At 39.9% G+C, this 17,184-nt stretch carries 21 protein-coding genes; 8 read left to right on the forward strand and 13 right to left on the reverse strand.

From position 1 onward, the window contains the following. The first annotated feature begins 18 nt into the window (after positions 1-18). The 6 genes from C9I89_RS07820 to C9I89_RS07845 all read left to right on the forward strand — a co-directional run bounded on the left by C9I89_RS07820 (position 19) and on the right by C9I89_RS07845 (position 5,759). Positions 19-1,809 carry a terminase large subunit domain-containing protein gene (locus C9I89_RS07820; RefSeq protein ID WP_107282951.1) on the forward strand — a complete coding sequence of 597 codons (1,791 nt, stop codon included), beginning with the start codon at positions 19-21 and terminating at the stop codon, positions 1,807-1,809. Continuing rightward, a complete protein-coding gene (locus C9I89_RS07825) occupies positions 1,806-2,843 on the forward strand; it encodes a phage portal protein (RefSeq protein ID WP_107282800.1) in 1,038 nt (345 codons plus the stop codon). The genes C9I89_RS07820 and C9I89_RS07825 overlap by 4 nt, the downstream gene beginning before the upstream one ends. 256 nt (positions 2,844-3,099) lie before the next feature. Then, positions 3,100-3,399 carry a carboxypeptidase regulatory-like domain-containing protein gene (locus tag C9I89_RS07830; RefSeq protein WP_107282801.1) on the forward strand — a complete coding sequence of 100 codons (300 nt, stop codon included), beginning with the start codon at positions 3,100-3,102 and terminating at the stop codon, positions 3,397-3,399. Positions 3,400-4,084: 685 nt separating this feature from the next. Beyond that, a complete protein-coding gene (locus C9I89_RS07835; RefSeq protein ID WP_107282802.1) occupies positions 4,085-4,336 on the forward strand; it encodes an Ogr/Delta-like zinc finger protein in 252 nt (83 codons plus the stop codon). A gap of 225 nt (positions 4,337-4,561) precedes the next feature. Beyond that, positions 4,562-5,458 (forward strand): hypothetical protein, encoded by an 897-nt coding sequence (locus C9I89_RS07840; protein WP_107282803.1) that lies wholly within the window; start codon positions 4,562-4,564, stop codon positions 5,456-5,458. 1 nt (position 5,459) lies between these two features. Then, positions 5,460-5,759 (forward strand): hypothetical protein, encoded by a 300-nt coding sequence (locus C9I89_RS07845; protein ID WP_107282804.1) that lies wholly within the window; start codon positions 5,460-5,462, stop codon positions 5,757-5,759. Positions 5,760-5,823: 64 nt separating this feature from the next. Here C9I89_RS07845 and C9I89_RS07850 read toward each other — a convergent pair whose 3' ends face one another. The 10 genes from C9I89_RS07850 to C9I89_RS07900 form a co-directional block, all read right to left on the reverse strand. After that, positions 5,824-6,039 (reverse strand): hypothetical protein, encoded by a 216-nt coding sequence (locus C9I89_RS07850; protein ID WP_107282805.1) that lies wholly within the window; start codon positions 6,037-6,039, stop codon positions 5,824-5,826. 363 nt (positions 6,040-6,402) lie between these two features. Further along, complete coding sequence (locus C9I89_RS22655) at positions 6,403-8,589, reverse strand: rolling circle replication-associated protein (protein ID WP_211315223.1); 2,187 nt, start codon at positions 8,587-8,589, stop codon at positions 6,403-6,405. Then, on the reverse strand, positions 8,576-8,809 hold the full coding sequence (locus C9I89_RS07865; protein WP_107282807.1) for a hypothetical protein: 234 nt from the start codon (positions 8,807-8,809) through the stop codon (positions 8,576-8,578). Before C9I89_RS07865 ends, C9I89_RS22655 begins: the two co-directional genes overlap by 14 nt. After that, entirely contained in the window at positions 8,806-9,036 is a 231-nt protein-coding gene (locus C9I89_RS07870) for a hypothetical protein (RefSeq protein WP_107282808.1), read from the reverse strand. The genes C9I89_RS07865 and C9I89_RS07870 overlap by 4 nt, the downstream gene beginning before the upstream one ends. After that, positions 9,033-9,449, reverse strand: a complete 417-nt coding sequence (locus C9I89_RS07875; protein WP_107282809.1) for a hypothetical protein — start codon at positions 9,447-9,449, stop codon at positions 9,033-9,035. The genes C9I89_RS07870 and C9I89_RS07875 overlap by 4 nt, the downstream gene beginning before the upstream one ends. Continuing rightward, positions 9,446-9,673 carry a hypothetical protein gene (locus C9I89_RS07880; protein ID WP_107282810.1) on the reverse strand — a complete coding sequence of 76 codons (228 nt, stop codon included), beginning with the start codon at positions 9,671-9,673 and terminating at the stop codon, positions 9,446-9,448. Before C9I89_RS07880 ends, C9I89_RS07875 begins: the two co-directional genes overlap by 4 nt. After that, on the reverse strand, positions 9,670-10,041 hold the full coding sequence (locus C9I89_RS07885) for a hypothetical protein (RefSeq protein ID WP_107282811.1): 372 nt from the start codon (positions 10,039-10,041) through the stop codon (positions 9,670-9,672). The genes C9I89_RS07880 and C9I89_RS07885 overlap by 4 nt, the downstream gene beginning before the upstream one ends. Positions 10,042-10,086: 45 nt before the next feature. Next, a complete protein-coding gene (locus tag C9I89_RS07890) occupies positions 10,087-10,380 on the reverse strand; it encodes a hypothetical protein (protein WP_107282812.1) in 294 nt (97 codons plus the stop codon). Positions 10,381-10,391: 11 nt separating this feature from the next. Further along, positions 10,392-10,937: a phage regulatory CII family protein gene (locus tag C9I89_RS07895; protein ID WP_107282813.1), complete on the reverse strand. Its 546-nt coding sequence runs from the start codon at positions 10,935-10,937 to the stop codon at positions 10,392-10,394. A gap of 57 nt (positions 10,938-10,994) precedes the next feature. Continuing rightward, positions 10,995-11,204: a DNA-binding protein gene (locus C9I89_RS07900; RefSeq protein WP_107282814.1), complete on the reverse strand. Its 210-nt coding sequence runs from the start codon at positions 11,202-11,204 to the stop codon at positions 10,995-10,997. A 99-nt stretch (positions 11,205-11,303) separates the two neighbouring features. Here C9I89_RS07900 and C9I89_RS07905 point away from each other — a divergent pair, with 99 nt between their 5' ends. Together C9I89_RS07905 and C9I89_RS07910 are read left to right on the forward strand one after the other, a co-directional pair. Beyond that, positions 11,304-11,921, forward strand: a complete 618-nt coding sequence (locus tag C9I89_RS07905) for a phage repressor protein CI (RefSeq protein WP_170107658.1) — start codon at positions 11,304-11,306, stop codon at positions 11,919-11,921. After that, complete coding sequence (locus C9I89_RS07910; RefSeq protein ID WP_107282816.1) at positions 11,905-13,557, forward strand: tetratricopeptide repeat protein; 1,653 nt, start codon at positions 11,905-11,907, stop codon at positions 13,555-13,557. The genes C9I89_RS07905 and C9I89_RS07910 overlap by 17 nt, the downstream gene beginning before the upstream one ends. A 71-nt stretch (positions 13,558-13,628) precedes the next feature. On the opposite strand, the gene C9I89_RS07915 is transcribed toward C9I89_RS07910, so the two are convergent. From C9I89_RS07915 to C9I89_RS07925, 3 genes are read right to left on the reverse strand one after another with little or no spacing between them, the layout of a single operon-like run. Then, positions 13,629-14,255: an HNH endonuclease gene (locus tag C9I89_RS07915; RefSeq protein ID WP_107282817.1), complete on the reverse strand. Its 627-nt coding sequence runs from the start codon at positions 14,253-14,255 to the stop codon at positions 13,629-13,631. Positions 14,256-14,262: 7 nt separating this feature from the next. After that, the gene (locus tag C9I89_RS07920) at positions 14,263-14,892 is read right to left on the reverse strand and encodes a hypothetical protein (protein ID WP_107282818.1); all 630 of its coding nucleotides are present in this window, start codon (positions 14,890-14,892) and stop codon (positions 14,263-14,265) included. Positions 14,893-14,894: 2 nt separating this feature from the next. Further along, positions 14,895-17,174 carry an ATP-binding protein gene (locus C9I89_RS07925; RefSeq protein ID WP_107282819.1) on the reverse strand — a complete coding sequence of 760 codons (2,280 nt, stop codon included), beginning with the start codon at positions 17,172-17,174 and terminating at the stop codon, positions 14,895-14,897. Between the last annotated feature and the right edge of the window lie 10 nt (positions 17,175-17,184).

Here is a 17,184-nt window from a genome sequence, read left to right on the forward strand (position 1 = left end):
ATGCGTATTATTGGCGGCATGGCATATACAAAAGAAATCAGAGACGCTGCCAAGAGCCTTTACATGCGCACTTGGACACCAAAAGAAATCGCTGCTGAATTGAAGCTGAATAGTGATCGCATCATCTACTATTGGGCGGATAAATACGGCTGGCGTGATTCCCTGCGTGAAAACACCGTTGAAGAGTCGATTGCTCGCCGGGTGGAAACCTTGTTAGAGCTTCCAGAAAAGACCGATCAGCAAATCAAAGAAATGACCAAGCTGATTGAACATCACGTGAAGTTGAAGAAACAACGTGTTGAATTAGAGCTACGTATTAAAAAGGCTTCTGGCGAACTGGAGGAAGAAGCACCGAAGAAACAGAGAGGCCGCAACTCATCCACCAAAGCCAATAACAAGAAATCCACTCTTACAAAATCAAAAGCGGGCAAAAATAACATTGATGAGATCACCAAGGATGATTTCAAACCATGGCATAAATCGCTGTTTAAATATCAACTGGCGATGCGTGACAACCTCCATCAGCGTATTCGTAATATCTTAAAATCTCGCCAGATTGGTGCTACGTATTACTTTGCCGGTGAAGCGTTAGAAGATGCGATTTTAACGGGTGATAACCAAATCTTTCTGTCGGCCTCTCGCGCCCAGGCGGAAGTATTCCGCAGTTACATAATTGCCATAGCAAAAGAGTTTTTAGATATTGAGTTAACGGGCAACCCAATCACTCTCTCCAATGGCGCTGAACTTCGATTCTTATCAACCAACAGCAAAACGGCCCAGAGTTACCACGGCCATGTTTATATTGATGAGTATTTTTGGATCCCCAAGTTTGATGAACTCAATAAACTCGCTTCGGCAATGGCGACCCATAAGAAGTGGCGTAAAACCTATTTTTCAACGCCATCTAGCAAGGTACATGCAGCTTATCCGTTCTGGACTGGGGATTCGTGGAAGAAAGGCAGAGACAGCCGGGAAAGTATTGAATTCCCAACCTTTGAAGAGATGCAGAAAGGGATCCTTTGTCCCGACCGCCAATGGCGCTACATCGTCACTATCGAAGATGCGGCAAACGGTGGTTGCGGTTTATTCGATATTGAAGAACTCAAAGATGAATACAGCAAGTCAGATTTCGATAACTTGTTTATGTGCATCTTTGTCGATGACTCGCATTCGGTATTTAAGTTCTCCGACCTTGAAAAGTGCATGGTCGATATTAGCCGGTGGCGAGATTATAAACCCAAGACCGTTACACCTTTTGGCCGTCGTGAAGTCTGGCTGGGTTACGACCCATCACGTACCCGAGATAATGCGTGTTTGGTTGTGATTGCTCCGCCAATCGTGGCACCTGAACAATTCCGAGTGTTAGAAAAGCATTATTGGCGTGGGCTCAACTTTCAATATCACGTAGCAAAAATTGAAGAAGTGTATAACCGCTATAACGTTTCTTACATTGGTGTCGATACCACTGGCATCGGTGGCGGTGTGTGGGATCTATTGCAAGCCAAATACCCACGAGAAGCGGTACCGATTCACTACAGCAACGAAAACAAAAACCGCTTAGTGTTAAAAATGATTGATGTCATTGAAAGTGGCCGACTCTCTTTTGATGCGGAGCACAAAGACATTGCCATGGCATTCATGGCGATTAAGCGAACCAGTACCAACAGCGGCAACATGATGACATTCAAGGCAGACCGAAGTGAAACGGTAGGCCATGCCGATGCCTTTTGGGCGATTTCTCACGCCATCATCAATGAACCTCTCGATCACCAACAAAAACGTAAATCAACCTGGCAGACCTGTGCATGAGTAATAATGAACAAGTAACCGCAACTGATTCTGAGCAATCAACGAATGAAAGTCTGATGTTCAGTTTTGGACAACCTGAAATCATGGACAGTGGTTTCACCAATTATGAATACAGCGAACTCTATTACAACGATTCAGACGACTACTGGGAACCGCCGCTAGATAGAACCGGCTTAAATAAATTAACCCGGGCCAATGCGTATCATGGTTCTATTTTAATGGCCCGACGCAATATGATTGCTGGTCGATTCGTGAAAGGCGGAATGCTTAAACAACAGGTTCAATCTGCTGTTCATGATTTCCTGGAGTTTGGTGATACTGCCATTCTAAAGATACGTGATCACTTTGGTCGTGTGGTTCGCCTGCACCCTCTCCCATCGATGTATTTACGCAAGAACAAGAAAGGCGATTACTGGCTGCTAGAGCGCGATGATAAAAAGCGACTCTATAAGCAAGAAGATGTGATTTTCATTAAGCAATACGACCCGGCTCAGCAGGTTTACGGCTCGCCTGATTATTTGGGTTGTGTTCAATCGGCTTTGTTAAATAGCGATGCGACTACTTTTCGCCGTCGATACTACAAGAACGGCTTACATATGGGCTTTATCTTTTACGCTACTGACCCAAACTTGAGTAAAGATGATGAAGACGATTTAAAAGAGAAGATGGCCTCTAGCCGTGGCGTTGGTAATTTCCGGTCTATGTTTATCAACATCCCGAACGGCAAGGAAAAAGGGATTCAGTTGATCCCGGTTGGTGATATCGCAACTAAAGATGAGTTCGAGAAGATAAAGAACGTATCAGCTCAAGAAGTGTTAACCGGTCACCGCTTCCCTGTTGAACTGGCGGCCATCATCCCCAATGGCGGTACCCGAGGTGACCCTATTAAGTTCAACGAAGTTTATACCCAGAACGAAGTGATACCCGCATGTGAAATGTTCATGGATGCGGTGAATAGTGATACGGAAGTGCCGAAAAGCTTGCAGTTTGAGTTCACTTTAGCGAATGGTGAAAAGCAGATAGCCCTCAGTTGAGGTGAGTTAAGCAGGGTTTGGAGTGACATATTTGTCTGAAAAGCTTGGCTCACTCTGACATTCGTTAACGGGAAGCGAGCGTTTACTAGTGCGACTCCGCAAGCCTTGATATGCAAAAAAACTGCTCTTTTGAACAGTATCACCACTCTTATTTGTGTGATCTATCAAGCATTGAGATAAGAACAGCTTCATCCATCAGTAATTAATATGCAATAATAATCAATTAATTAATATTGTTTCATATGGATTGAGATCTATGTTCGATAAGCGTTTTTTAGTTGGTATAGTTTTAATTGTTTTAACTGGATGCTCATCAGTTATAGGGGTTGTGAGAGATAAAAATACATCTACTCCAATATCATCAGCAACGGTAACAGTAATGCGGACATCAACAACAACAACGACTGATGCTGTTGGTCATTATAAGTTAGCAGGAATGTTCATCCCGGGTGATACGATGATGATTAATGCTCCTGGTTATAATATTTATACAGGAACATTAAGGAATGGAGCTGGGCAAGAATTCATTGATGTGGATTTAGTTCCTAAAAAATAAAAAGTTCTTTAGCAGAATCCCCCGAAGAGGTCGCTGTAGCGGCCTCTTTTACACTCGCTATTTGGGATTTTCGATCGTCACAATAGTCAGCCTACATCGTGTTCGCTAACTTAAGCTGTCAGATTGAATTTGAGTCAGTAAAGTTGAGGGCTTCAGTTAATTGAAATTTCATTTTCAGACAAAAAACGCCACCAGCCCTTGCCCTACCTGGCTTCAAACGTAAATAACCAGATCATTATTGCGATCAACCAGATCACTAAAATAGTGACAGAAAACACATCAACCATTTAATTATCAATAAGTTAAGCGAATAAGAGTGATCAACAAGAGATCTTTAAAACTGAAAAAAGCTGTAATTAATTTCAATTTTTCAGTTTTATGTTTGTGGTTTTATCGCTGGTTTCTTCTATCACCCCGCCTTGAAAGCCCTGTATTCATGGGGCTTATAGCCAAATCACTCCCCTGGCACCTCCGTCAAAATTGCAGAAAACAAAACTGAAAAAAATCATTTTTTTTAAACGTCGCAGGTGGGGAGGAGGAGTGCGATTTCCGTGGCGCGAATGTGTTTTACGTGGACGCACTCATCTCTTTGTGTGTTGAGAAGACTTAGTAGACGGCACTGTATAAAAACACAGTCACTTGGTTTACAATTGACTAGTCAGTTCATCAATCAAGTGGATGCGTTATGAGAGTATTTTGCCCAGAGTGCGGTGAGAAAGCCCGCATTCAAAAGACCAATCGCATATCGACCAGCTATGCGGATTTGTACTGCAGTTGTAGTGACCCCGAGTGTGGCCACTCTTTCGTGATGAACCTCAGCTTTTCCCATACTCTCAGCCCTTCGGCCAAGAATACTAACGAACTAGTTACGGCCTTGGTTAAAGCCTTACCGCATGAAAAAGTAAAAGAGATTCATAGTCAATTGGCAATGTTTTAAAAATTATTAGATCCCTATCCCATTACAATGAATCCTTATAGCTCATATGCACTCAGTACACTACCCTCGCATTAAAGTAAATCTATTTGGGTCACTAGCCTGCGCCATAAATAAATTACTAAGGATATAATTTGAGGCACCAAATAAAGAATCATCTTCGATCGATGTCACATCTAGAGTTGAAAAAAGCGCACAAAGCACAGCAAATCAAACTTGGAGGAACTAATGAAAAATAAAGTATCTCTCATTTTTACGCCCCTCATAATTCTACTTTTGATGACAGGCTGTTCAACTGAGAAAGCTGAAGCACTCGTCACAGCAGTTAAGTCTTTTGAATCAAAATCACTACAAGCAATTGACTCTTATGAGCAACTATTTAAGGACTATATAAAACAAGAACGTGAGACTGATGACGAACTATTTACTCAAACGTCTGATTCGATCATAAAAAATGGTAAGCCGTCAGTAACAAAAGATACGATGGTGGCAAGTATAAGCATTCGAGAAAATAGCAAAAATGATAATACTATTGAAAATGAATTCTATGACATAAAGCTTATATACGCATTGCTTCGAAATTCATACGAGTCTCTACCACAAGGTAACCTTCTAGGAGCTGAATATGTAGCTTGCGGGCAAGATATAGTAGCTAAAGCAACTAGCCAGTTAGTTAATTTTTCTGTCACGCTAAACAAAAAACCATTATACCCTCTATCAATAAACCAAAAAGTAGCCGATTACAAAAACTTAGTCGCAAACAAGAAGGATACTGAGGCAAGATTATTGTTTAACGAAATATCAACAGCAATTAAAGCATATGATGAAAAGCATGAACAAACCATCAAACTAACCTTGGCTGCAGTAGAAGATGGGAGAAATTTACACACTCTGCTTGGCAATTATAGCTCTGCATCCGTTTCTGACATTTTGGCTGTTGTTCAATTTGGCCTTGATTTTTTAGGAACACTCAATGGTATTGATGTGAATCATGCAACATCAAAACTGGAAAGCATCCAAAAAGAACTTGGGGACAAAGAATACTGGAAAAGAATAGAAAAAATATCAATTTCAAACATTGAACAATGCAATATGAATTTGTCTATTACACCGAAGGATATTTAATATGTCAGATATTCAGGATCTAAAATTTATCAAGGACTCTGAAAAAGCACTTGATGCGTTGTTTGATAAATATGCTGAAGCCGAACCAAGTGACAAATGGGTTTTAAAGCCAGCCATAAAAGCAGCCAGTGAAGAGCTATTAACAGCACGGTTAGCATTATTTAAAGATGGTGTTCTCACTACTCGCGATGACATCAATAAGTTAAAGGAAATTAGACAGGAAATAGATAATGCAGCTGACACTCAAGCATTAATTATGTCAGCATTAAAATTAGCAGCTTTCCTTGGTGTGTTCGCCTAATCAGAATAAAACGGAACACTTAAAGTGTTCCGTTCTCTTTAGTCAATTGATGGCACAGAACAGATCAAATCTCTGTATCTACCTTGACGGCAAGCGACGACGCATCAGCCAGCAAGGCTCTTACCATCTTCAACTGTTCCGCATCTAACTGCCCTTTCTTCTCTTTCATTACCAATTCCACCAAATACACCCCTACTTCAGTACGGTCTTCGCCGTATGTACTTGCAGCGAGCGCTTCAACTATAAAATCAATGGCTTGCCAGCTGATTGAATGCGCCATTTACAGTACTCCTTGCGTAAAGCACTGTATGAATATACAGTAAACTTATTCAATGTGCAGCATTAACGAGAAAAAAAGTGACGCAAGTAACTGATACAGATAAAGAGTTAGTCAAAATACCAAGGCTAGAGCTTTGCGATGACTGTCGGCACATCAGGCCGTGCATTCAATTTTGGGGCGCAACGTTTCCGTGGCTGAAGGCGGATTTGGGGACGGCTCAAAAGATATGGCGTTGTGAGCAGTGCACTCCCATGAGACATCAGCAGCCGTTTTTCCCCCAGGCGAAACTGAGCGTTTAGCATTTTCCATGAACTGCTTTTTCAATACTTTAAGGGCTAAATCGTCAAAGCACATATCACACTCCTAATTATTCCAACCGGTTCGAATCTCGTAAGATTTTTCGTATTGCTCGCGCATGGACATACTCCACGCGAGCTCCGCATCTCGATCACCATCATCACATCGTATTAATGGATCATGTAAAACGCTTTGCCAGTAAGCGCGCTTTTCTTTGAACTGGTTATAGTTATTGGCGTACTCGATACGTGCGGCCTGTTTGGCTTCGGCTACGATTTGTCGGTAAGTTTCATCGTCCGATCTCGATTCCATTGACCAACCGCGAGCGCCAGCTGCCCAAAGCAAGAAATCCCACGCCTTTTCTTCTGCGTGTTCGCCATCAAAGGAAAAGCAAAAAATATTTTTAGTGGTGGCATACACTTCACGGCTTTTTATTTGGTCCCTAACCGCTTTCTGTTGGTGTTCAAGCCGGATAATGCGACCCGTTAATTTGTGGATCACGTCTTGTGGCTTTTTGGCTTGTTTGGCTATCGCTTTCGCCTTTATGGTTTGGTCTATCTGCCTTTCAATACGTCTAATGCTTCGGTTCAGCGGTTTTCGCCACTGTTCCAACTGGTATCCACACTCTTTAATGATTGCCGCCATATTATCGGCCTCAAAACTGGCAACACATTCCCAAGCAGGGGCGCGGCTGCATTGAGCGATGTTATAACGGTTGCCCTTGATTAGCCCTTGGTCGGCATTTTCACCTTTGGCGGCATAACCAACGGCTTTGATGATGTAAGTTCCCGCTGCTTTTGGTTGCTGGATACGTTGCAAGTTAGCAAAACCATTACCCCATAACTTTTCTAGCCGTTTTGACCAGGCAGAAAACTGCGGTTTAGGCACTGACCAGTTTAATAAAACGTGTACGTGAGGATTAGGTTCACCGTCTTCATTAGCCGGGCATTCAGCCACCCAGATATAATGAAAATCTGATGGCTCTTGAGTTGGCCCCACGTCGCTGGCTTTGGTGTAACCGGCTATGGATTTTTCTTCTAATTTGCAATATTCCGCGCCGCTTTCAACATCAATTTCAACGGTATGATTTGCCACCCAACCACGGTGATACATTTTTTTTGCACCATCCAAAAAACGGCTAACCTCTTTGCCTATCGTGGTTTCAGCCGTTTTAGTGAGGGTGAATTCTTTTTCTGGTTTGGCGCAAAGTGGTGAGTATGGCCCCGCAATAACACGATCGGCATTCATCAATACAGGCTGCGGGCAGATAGGGCCGGCAATCATTCCTGAATCTTTCTCAAAAGTGGTCGGCACATCCAGCGCGGTGTATGGGCCTGCAATATGGTCAACTGACTTAGCCATATTGCGCTTGATATTGATAGGGGTATTTGTGCCATCAGTACATTTTAGCTGTGGACGTCCCCGCAACATTGAACGCGCCCCTCGGGTTTTACTGGCTGGTAACGGTGGTTTAGGCAATGTGGAATATGGCGCGGCATCTCCTTCAACCATGCCGCCGAATATTTTGTTTCGTTGTTCTTTTTTAAATGTCAGGGTTAAGAAAGTAGTAAACCCACCACAGCACGTTGCAACATAGGCACCCGACTCAAAAATTTTGCTTACCGCGCGTTTGGTCAGGTTTTCTGTAAATCGGTCGCCTTCCTGTGCATCCGGCGCGGCACTTGACGGCGTCTGGGTGTGATATTGAACTTTGAATCCACCGGACCAATCACGTTTCATCAATCTGATTGAATTTGGATTGATTTTTGGCTCTGCAATCTTGGATTTGCCTTTCGGAGCCAAAACCCGCGCTTTGTTTCCATTGTCTGAGAGCGCATACAACGTGTCGTGATTGTAAGCCGCCTCGATACTATCCAGCACCACCGAACCGCGCTGAGCCTTTCGGAGCATTGCCACACGACGAGATAAATCAGACATTTTATGGCGTGTCGGACTTTTGCGCCCTTGGACAAGCCTATTGTTTTCGTCACTTCGTGCCGCCGCTTCGCGGAGGTGATCTGCGTTATAGTCAGGCAAAGAAGCGGCATGCGCTTTTTGTTTCTCGGCAAAAAATTCATTCTCGCGACTGACGCGGTTTAATTCCCAACGTTGTTCTGGATTTAAACGGCTTGGGCGTGGCCCACAAAAATCGAATCCTAAAAAACCGCTATTATAAGCGGCTAAATTATTTTCTGTTTTGTCATGTGGCTGCACAGTGGCAGCCACATAAAAGAGATCGTTATTCGATAACATCCCTACCCCTTTCCGCAGTCCAGCCACTCACATCACACTTAGTGCCAAGTACTTCAGCCTTGGTTTCACCTGCCATCAAAGCTTCAATTGTTTCCTGGCAGTACAAACAACCACAGAAATCACCGCCACATTCGCACTGTTCTTCGCAGTTGTGGCGAGCATCGGTGAAAGGCTTCAGTTTTAAGCAGTCTTGGCAAAGGACGAATTTAGGATCACTCATAACGCCACAAACTCCTGCGCATCAACAATCATGAAACCGCCTTTGTCTTGTCCCTTCACAAGAACGCCATTCATTACGTGTTTGCAATCCAATTGTTCGCACGCATCTTCAATCGCAATATCTGCAGATGGATATTCACCAAGCTGTAAATTCATCACCTCTTGGGTTTCTTCGTTACGAACAACGCCACCGCCTGAATTTAGGTAAACAGCTAGATAATTCATCATGCTGCCACCTCGTTAAGTGAATGGTTACGGTGAATGTCTGCGGTTTGCAGCCACCATGTTTCGATAGCTGAAGGAACGGTGATTTGGCGGTTGTGAGCAGCGACAAAAAACAGGCTTCGTATTGACCCCATTGCCTGTGCTTCTAACTCGCTTCCATTATCTGAGCTGTTGAATACACACATCCAGAACGCGAACCAGCCGGCATATATTTCATCGACAGCAAGCAAGGCCGGATCGTGGGCGACATGGATGGACTGAGCGCGAACGGTATCTAGTGCGAACCATTCGCCTGTCATGTCTTCGATGTAATTAAAGATATTGACGAATATATCTTTCGATTCAGAACGCATCCCGACATCAGAAAGTGCCGCGTATAAGTCATCTGAAGTAACCATGATATGACCGAGGCTCATTGCACACCTCCAGTCACTACAGGTTGGAAATCTCGAATCTGATCTGCAGTAACGAGACCGACCATGCCATATTCTTCTTTTTCTACAGCTGTTGCTAATGCTTCAATTTCTGACACTTGTTTAGTGTTAGATCTGCGAATTTGATAGAAACAAAAAATGCCAGTTCCATCGAAAGGTCTACTTTCAGCAAAGCATGCTAGGTCTTCGAGGCTATTGATACTCATGCTGCCACCTCTGCTTTATCTTTAGCGTCGGCAATTAACTCAAGAAGTTTGTCTTCGACTTCCAGCAGCATTTGTAGCGGGTTCTTATCGAATGAAAAATTAACATCGAAGGAATAGATCCATACGACTGTGTCTGCTTGATAAGAACTATCAGACTCAACAACAAACCCAGTGAAGGAATCCGTGTGGGGAACATATTGTGCGTGAATATCAATGATGCCTTTGTTCACCATCGCCAGCTGCATGATCCCTAACATCACATCATGGCAATCACGCTCTTGTCTTAGTGACTCCGCAAACGTTGTGCAATCTTTTGCGAGGGCTTCAGCTTGTTGTAGCAAATGACTTTTTACTGTTCCTTGTTCCATGGTGTTCTCCTAACCAAATAACAAATGTTCAGATAAATAGAGTTACTAACGGAATTCTTTAAACAACTGATGAGCGAGAGGCTTTAGCGCATCGGCCAGTGTGTTAATGGCGTTGTGTAATGCCTTTCTCTCGATGGTGTTCAATTCATGAAGCTTCATTTCTACGTGGCGTTGTTTTAACCCCGCAGAAAAACACAACGTGCGTTTTACCTTCTCTTCCAAATTGTCATACAACAGGCCCAACTGGCTTTCGCAGTTAAACAGTGCATGACACTGGGCAATGGATTCCTCTGCCGGGCGAGGAAACTGATGTTCAATACGTTCTAGTGCTTGTCCCATGTTGGATTCCCCTATGACAAACCAGGCAAAGGCATAGAACCAATGGCATCAAACGCACACGAAAGAACCGGCACAGCTTGAAACTTGCCTTCTACTTCATTCATTAGCATGACGAGTTCGCGTACTGCACATTGAGCGCGTTTGACGACCTGCTCTTTCGTTGTGCGATTTACGCGATTGGTGGCGTTGATTTGCAAAGCATGTGCGCTGAGTTCACCCGTTGCAGATGAAATCTGTAACATGCGGTCTGTCAGCGATGCTGGCTTTTGAGCAATTTCTGATTCAGGTAATGGAATGGCTGTTAAGTTGAGTTCTCGCAGCAGGCCATCAACTAAGCCGGTGTCCATTTTTCCGGTTGCTGGGTTGTAGGTTGCTTTGGTGAGTAACAGCAGCTCTTCAACAAACAGCTTGTGTGTTTTGTTTGCATCCAGCTTGTTACACAGCATTTGACTGTTTAGCCCGAACTTAGCCGCCAACTGCTTAACGGTGTGATCGTTGCTAAAGGTGGAGCATGCGTTTGTGAACGCGGTGTGTTTAGGACATTCATTTGCAGACATTGTGAGCTTCCTATCCCTAAGGCATATTCAAATGACTTACTCAATTAACCCAATGATTTAATAAGCCTGCTGATCAGCTTCGTTTGCCAATGCAACCATGTTGATAAGTGGCTTTTCTTTTGGTTTGAGCTTATTGCGGATAGGAAGGCGGCCTTCATGAATCATCTTGTTCACCTGACCAACAGCTATACCTGTGAATTCAGAGAACTTTTGTACTGTGACAAAAGGCGAAAGTGGCGCGTTAAACACTATTGAAGTTGATTCCATGGTGGTATCCTATCGTGTTATTGAGTCATTCAATTGTGTTCTTTTTGCTGCTATACAATCCAGAACACCCTTACTGATGCATGAATGGTAGATCTACATATGAGTCCTAGTCAAGATAAAATTGAACCTCTTTCGTATGAAGGAGGCAAAAATGTGACCTCAAGATTAGTTGAGGCTCTACATTTGTCAGAATACAAAGAGCTCACTGATGTGCTTGGAGTAGGCAAAGGTACTATTTCAACTTGGCATCAGCGTGATCAAACTCCTTTTGAAATCGCTGTACGTGTACATTTGACTACTGGGGTATCTCTTCGTTGGTTGCTGCTTGGTGAAGGTGAGATGTATGAGAAGGGTGAACCTAGTTCTGAAAGTGGAAAAATTGAGCTGCCCTACTTCGAGCTTAAGAACGGTGATTTGATCGACAAAGGCAAAATGTTCTTTGATGCTAAGTTTTTGGAAGGAATGCCAGAAGCAGAGAACCTGATGCTAGTTGAGTATGAAGGGCAGAAACTGTTTGTGGATACGAGTAATACGAAGGTGATCAGTGGGAAGTATTTAGTTTCTTTTGACGGCCTCACTACTGTAAATGAGTTGCATCGACTTCCAAGCGATAAGATATTTATGGAGTTCAATGATAAGAATGTCGAGGTTGAGGTGACAACGATTAAGACTCAAGGGAAAGTTATTAAAAGATTATCAAATGAATACTGCCAATAAAATGAAACTATCAAAACTAATTAATAAAGCAGAACAATATTATTCTAACCAGAACTATCAGAGAGAACTAGAGACATGGCAAAAAGTCTTAAAAATTGAACCATACAATCCATGCTGGAAGCATAATATAGCTCTTTCATTATCAATGTTAGAAAGGTATGAAGAATCCGCAATTATTTTTGAGGAGTTAATTGTAACAAATCCTGAATTATCTAGAGTTCATAATAACTACGCCTATACACTTTCAAAAATGGGGGCTGAATCCCAAACAATTTTCCCATTACAACTGGTAGCCCTAGCTACTTCAAGTGATGGTAGTGAATTCTTAAGACACTTCCACAATGTTGCGATTACAGCATCATTTTCTTTAGAATTTACCGATGACTCCGATCTCAGCTCTGACTTCATACTTGATGAGTTAAAAGAAAAAGCACATGAAATTTGTGACCGTTCATTTAAACCACCAGAAGATCCTGATGTTTACAAAGCAAAAATCAACGAATCTATTTCCGGGTACCGAGATATTATTTCTTATAGAAATAATCTAATTAGCAAAAACTGGGGTAAAGCAAGATCTGATATAAAATCAGCTCATAAGAAACTTAGTAGTCAGAGCATACATCCAGCATTAAATATCATTAATTTAATTGTTAAGCCAAACTTTGAAGTTATCACCATAACCTTCAAAATTTTAGAACTATTTGCAAGCGGTAAATCCATAAATGAAGATGATTTGAAATCTGACATTAAGAAAATTGAAGCCAAAAATAGTTTTCTAGAAAGCCAAGAATCTTTTAGTCACCACAGGTATTTATCAGATACCACATACCGATTTATTATAACATTATCTGAAACCATTCTATTTTTATCCAATTCTGATTGTACTTCTAGCCTTGATGAATTATATGAAAAGATTGGAACTTATGATTCATATCAAAACACTATTCAATCTTTTTACTTGAATGATGAATATGTGGATATAATTAAAGTATGTAAAGAGCAGTTAGCACTACTTGAAAATGTTATAGAATCATCATTAGTTGAAGATAATATACAGTCTGAGAAAAAAAGATCATTAAGAAACATTCTTTTATTCATAAATGGAAAATCATTTTCCTCTAAATTTATTGATAAATTAATTTCATCAGAAGTGGTTGGAGTTAATATCAATAGAGAAATCTCCGCTTTCACTAAATTAATAGATTTTAAGCACTTTATTGAGAGACAGTGTGCAAAAGATATATATGCAAATGGAAAACCACATGAATACATTGGTAGAGCATTACTTCAATCTCATTTAACTTCTAGAAGTTATAGAGAAGTTCAGACTAGAGGTGGTTATACCGATATCCTAACATTTGAAGGTGGTCATAGGTACCTTTATGAAGTGAAAATATGGCGAGGATTAAAGTATCACCAACAAGGCATAAGAGAAATTGAAGAATACATAAGGGGGGAAGATGATGATGGCCTTCTTAAAGAGGTTTTCTATGTCATTTTCGACCCAACAAAAAACCGAATGGCTGAAAAAGAAGCTAAAAAAACATTATTTAAACATAAAATAAGAAAGACAAATATCACTGTAAATATAGTGACAATAAATATTAACTTAGAGCAACCAAGCCGTATTAAATAGCAAACTGTCTAAAGGCCGCATAGCGGCCTTTCCGATTATGCCGTTAATGGCCAACTCTTATTCTTAAAAAACTATAGAGAATTTATCTTTTGTTGAAGAACCTGAATATTTTCCAACTTATTCAGTATTTCTTCTTTAGTTAAAGATGGATTATCTCTAGCCTCCTTTAATATCTTACCCATCATCATGGTTATATTACTGGATAAATTATTTTTCTTATTATCAATGACCCTTTTTCTTCTTATTTGTGTACGACTAAGTCTATTAAGGCTTAGTTTTTTTACCATGTAATTTACCGGACCACCCAGCGAAACTATCGCGCCTTCATTATCAACAACAAGAAAAGATGATGCTTGATGAGAAAAAGAGTCTAAATAGCCAACACTACCAACAAAACTAGGTCTAGTCGGATCTTTAGAACATGGCCAGTCTTTTGACTTCAAAACATTACACTTAGGACAAGATAAATATAAATTATATGGGTCTGTAGCAAGCGTTGGAAAATGATGTTGTGGACGAAAGTGATCCAGCTGCATACCTTCACCTCCCATTTCGTCAACAAGTATATCGCAATATACACACCGATGCTTACAATCTTCTGCAATTTTATCATAATTTTTACGATAATCTGCGTAATATTGCCCTAATCTATTATGATACTCTTTTTTAGTTCTTCTTTTTAGTTTGGGATAAAACATTCAACGATCAATCCAATTCTTTTAATTTTTCTTCTATTTCACGAAGTATCTCTGCTTGTTTATCCAGCTCACCTTTAAGAATAATTGAAGGAGCCTGTTCTTCAAGGAGAATTTTTTTCATTCGAAAATAGTTTAATTTTTCTAATTCTTTTTGTTCTTTCTCTGATAGATTATGTTCAACAGATTTAATCAATAGCTCATCTAAACGCTTAGCTCTTGCACTTTGAATATCATTAAATGTGTCAATATGCCTTCTCATTCTTTGTGATAGTTCATGCCTTTTGTCTTTTTTAAAAGCATCAGATTTATCAATAACAAATTCAACACTTCCCAATATTGGGTCAACATCTCCAGCATAACTTGTCAAGATATATACTGGAATTTTACTATCAATCGCCCTTATTGCTTCAACTAACGTTGTGCCTATATAATTTGCTACACCTGTAAGATTTAACCTCTCATCGATAATATATGAAACTACATCATCATAAGATAATAGTGTTTCCACCATTTCTTCAATTTTATTCGATGGCTCAATTGCAATAATTTCAAATTCATCGCCGTAAATTCTTTTTAAAGATCTAGAATATGTAATACGAGCATCTTCCTGATCTTCTATATAAATAACTTTATTCATCTTTAACGCCCCACTGGTAAGTTGAAAATAAACTCAGCCCCACCAAGTCGACCTTTACATAAAGCTTTTAATGAGCCGCCAACATGATCCTCAATGTTAGTTTTTACAATAGCAAGCCCCATACCAGTTCCTATAGCGTTTCCGGTGTTATCTCTCTTGCTACTATTCATTGGAATGAATATTTCGGTTTCAGCTCCTTGCTCTAAGCCAACACCAGAATCGGTAAAAATCATCTCAATAGTTTTATCGTCTATCATAGTAAACTCAACTTCAATTTTACGTTCTTCTTTTGGTTTTAATTCAACAGCCCACATTGAATTTGTGATTAGGTTTATTGCTATACTTTCCCAATCAATTTCATAAGATTTGACATTAAAGCCACTTTCATCTCCATTTACAATGACATCAGCATCCAACCCCATCGTTTCTAAACTTTCTGACATTACATCAAATACATAGCGGAAAACTTTTGGAATATTAACTTTACCCCTTTTCCTTTTATCAGGTTTAATGTTAGCTAAAGCAAAATTTGAAAAGTTATTTATATATTCAGTACTTTTTACTACTCGCGATATGGCAGAAATACAGGCATCAACATCTAAGTTCACTAGATCGTCTTTACTTTCTAACAGTGTTTCTTCCACATCATAAGCATTATTAGAGGCTAGAGCTGAGTGTTGTCTAATTTCATGACCAAAACAAACAGTAAGAATACCCAAAGATGCTAAGTTTGAAAGCGTATTTTTTTCTTTTTCAAGAGTATCATTTTTTGTTATTAGTGCATCTTCGTATTTTTTTTGAGCATCTATAAGCTTTTGTTGTGCAGATTCAAATGTTTTCAACCTACTAGTAATTAAATCATCTCTACTTAATTGCTTCTTTTTATTGCTTCTTTTAATTTTTGGTTTTGATGATACAGACTCTTTAAGCCGTTCAATCGCTTCTTCTGTTTCTTGCTTTGTTTTAGCTAAAATATCACTTAACTCTGCAGCCAGATCTGACTTTTTAATTGATTTTGCGTCTTTATGTGCTAAGTATTCAAATGTTTCCAGAATTTTTAATAAAAAAGTACGTAAATCAAAAAAAGCATCATTCTCTACAATACCTTCACGGTTAGCCTGATCATCAAGTACTTTATTAGTTTCTCTTGATATCAATACAGAACCTAAAATCTGATTTGGACCAACTCTCCAACCACCTTGCGAAATACCACCTGGACTAGCAGCTTTCCTATAGCCAATGTCTAACCAATCACCTTTACCTGAAGGCTCACCATACGGACGGACTCTAAAATGATCTCTGTAAATTCTGACACCTTGGTTTAAATTCATAAACTTTCTGAAGTCAGTTCGTCTTAAGTTTACTTTATTTAACGAAATATCATCTTGCGGTATATAATAAAACTCAAATTCAACTGGCCCACATTTAGGAGTTTCCCCTCTAGTTTTAATCCAATCCTTCCAAGCAATTTTATCTTGTATAACTTCAATCTCCCTATTTTCATTTATATAAGTAGCAGATATAAACCCATCAGAATCAATACCTGCTTTAACTTTCCATCTAGCTAATCTAAGAAATCTTTCCGAATTAATGACTTTTTTTGTGGTTTCATTTTTTCGGTTTTCAGTCAATGTTATTTCAAATTCGTTTTTAGCCTGAAATGGAGAGACAAGAAGCCTTAATTCATTTTCTAAAATGCTAAGAAAACTTGTATTCCAATCATCTTTAAGACCAATTAAAAGCATCCTTGTTCCTGAATCTTTTTCATCAATAAATATGTCCCCATATTTATCTCTAACAGGAAGTTGAACTTTATAAACATCATGTTTAATTTCAGATATTGATTGATTTGTTTTTTCAAACCGTTTCCAATCAATATTTAACTGAATTGCATGGTCCATATCTTTAGTTTTTGTGTAAAGAACTAATTTTTTACAAAGTCGATCAATTCCTAATCTACCAAGTCCTTTAGCACCAGTTAAAACTCGTCTACCTGACTGTGAATAACCATATACGGATTTATTATCAGTACCTATTTTCAACCAATTATCAAGCAACATATCCGAAGACATACCATGACCAGTATCCTTTATGACTAAAGTCGAAACTCCATACTTTCTAATAGTAAAATCGATTCCTACTGAGTCTGAATCAGCATCATAAGAGTTTTTAATCAGTTCTGAAATTGCAACTGTTGAACTCGAAATACTCTCTCGCCCTAATTGTAATGTCACACGTGCTGAAAACTCAAATGGCCTCTGTTCTAAAAGCTCTCTTTTCATAAATACAATG

It is taken from the genome of Photobacterium lipolyticum, from assembly GCF_003026475.1.
GTDB classification, from domain to species: Bacteria; Pseudomonadota; Gammaproteobacteria; order Enterobacterales; family Vibrionaceae; genus Photobacterium; species Photobacterium lipolyticum.

Excerpts from the sequence above, each read along its gene's own strand:
- C9I89_RS07820 (WP_107282951.1), top strand. The coding sequence starts at position 19 with ATGGCATATACAAAAGAAATCAGAGACGCTGCCAAGAGCCTTTACATG.
- C9I89_RS07825 (WP_107282800.1), top strand. The coding sequence starts at position 1,806 with ATGAGTAATAATGAACAAGTAACCGCAACTGATTCTGAGCAATCAACG.
- C9I89_RS07830 (WP_107282801.1), top strand. The coding sequence starts at position 3,100 with ATGTTCGATAAGCGTTTTTTAGTTGGTATAGTTTTAATTGTTTTAACT.
- C9I89_RS07835 (WP_107282802.1), top strand. The coding sequence starts at position 4,085 with ATGAGAGTATTTTGCCCAGAGTGCGGTGAGAAAGCCCGCATTCAAAAG.
- C9I89_RS07840 (WP_107282803.1), top strand. The coding sequence starts at position 4,562 with ATGAAAAATAAAGTATCTCTCATTTTTACGCCCCTCATAATTCTACTT.
- C9I89_RS07845 (WP_107282804.1), top strand. The coding sequence starts at position 5,460 with ATGTCAGATATTCAGGATCTAAAATTTATCAAGGACTCTGAAAAAGCA.
- C9I89_RS07850 (WP_107282805.1), bottom strand. The coding sequence starts at position 6,039 with ATGGCGCATTCAATCAGCTGGCAAGCCATTGATTTTATAGTTGAAGCG.
- C9I89_RS22655 (WP_211315223.1), bottom strand. The coding sequence starts at position 8,589 with ATGTTATCGAATAACGATCTCTTTTATGTGGCTGCCACTGTGCAGCCA.
- C9I89_RS07865 (WP_107282807.1), bottom strand. The coding sequence starts at position 8,809 with ATGAGTGATCCTAAATTCGTCCTTTGCCAAGACTGCTTAAAACTGAAG.
- C9I89_RS07870 (WP_107282808.1), bottom strand. The coding sequence starts at position 9,036 with ATGATGAATTATCTAGCTGTTTACCTAAATTCAGGCGGTGGCGTTGTT.
- C9I89_RS07875 (WP_107282809.1), bottom strand. The coding sequence starts at position 9,449 with ATGAGCCTCGGTCATATCATGGTTACTTCAGATGACTTATACGCGGCA.
- C9I89_RS07880 (WP_107282810.1), bottom strand. The coding sequence starts at position 9,673 with ATGAGTATCAATAGCCTCGAAGACCTAGCATGCTTTGCTGAAAGTAGA.
- C9I89_RS07885 (WP_107282811.1), bottom strand. The coding sequence starts at position 10,041 with ATGGAACAAGGAACAGTAAAAAGTCATTTGCTACAACAAGCTGAAGCC.
- C9I89_RS07890 (WP_107282812.1), bottom strand. The coding sequence starts at position 10,380 with ATGGGACAAGCACTAGAACGTATTGAACATCAGTTTCCTCGCCCGGCA.
- C9I89_RS07895 (WP_107282813.1), bottom strand. The coding sequence starts at position 10,937 with ATGTCTGCAAATGAATGTCCTAAACACACCGCGTTCACAAACGCATGC.
- C9I89_RS07900 (WP_107282814.1), bottom strand. The coding sequence starts at position 11,204 with ATGGAATCAACTTCAATAGTGTTTAACGCGCCACTTTCGCCTTTTGTC.
- C9I89_RS07905 (WP_170107658.1), top strand. The coding sequence starts at position 11,304 with ATGAGTCCTAGTCAAGATAAAATTGAACCTCTTTCGTATGAAGGAGGC.
- C9I89_RS07910 (WP_107282816.1), top strand. The coding sequence starts at position 11,905 with ATGAATACTGCCAATAAAATGAAACTATCAAAACTAATTAATAAAGCA.
- C9I89_RS07915 (WP_107282817.1), bottom strand. The coding sequence starts at position 14,255 with ATGTTTTATCCCAAACTAAAAAGAAGAACTAAAAAAGAGTATCATAAT.
- C9I89_RS07920 (WP_107282818.1), bottom strand. The coding sequence starts at position 14,892 with ATGAATAAAGTTATTTATATAGAAGATCAGGAAGATGCTCGTATTACA.
- C9I89_RS07925 (WP_107282819.1), bottom strand. The coding sequence starts at position 17,174 with ATGAAAAGAGAGCTTTTAGAACAGAGGCCATTTGAGTTTTCAGCACGT.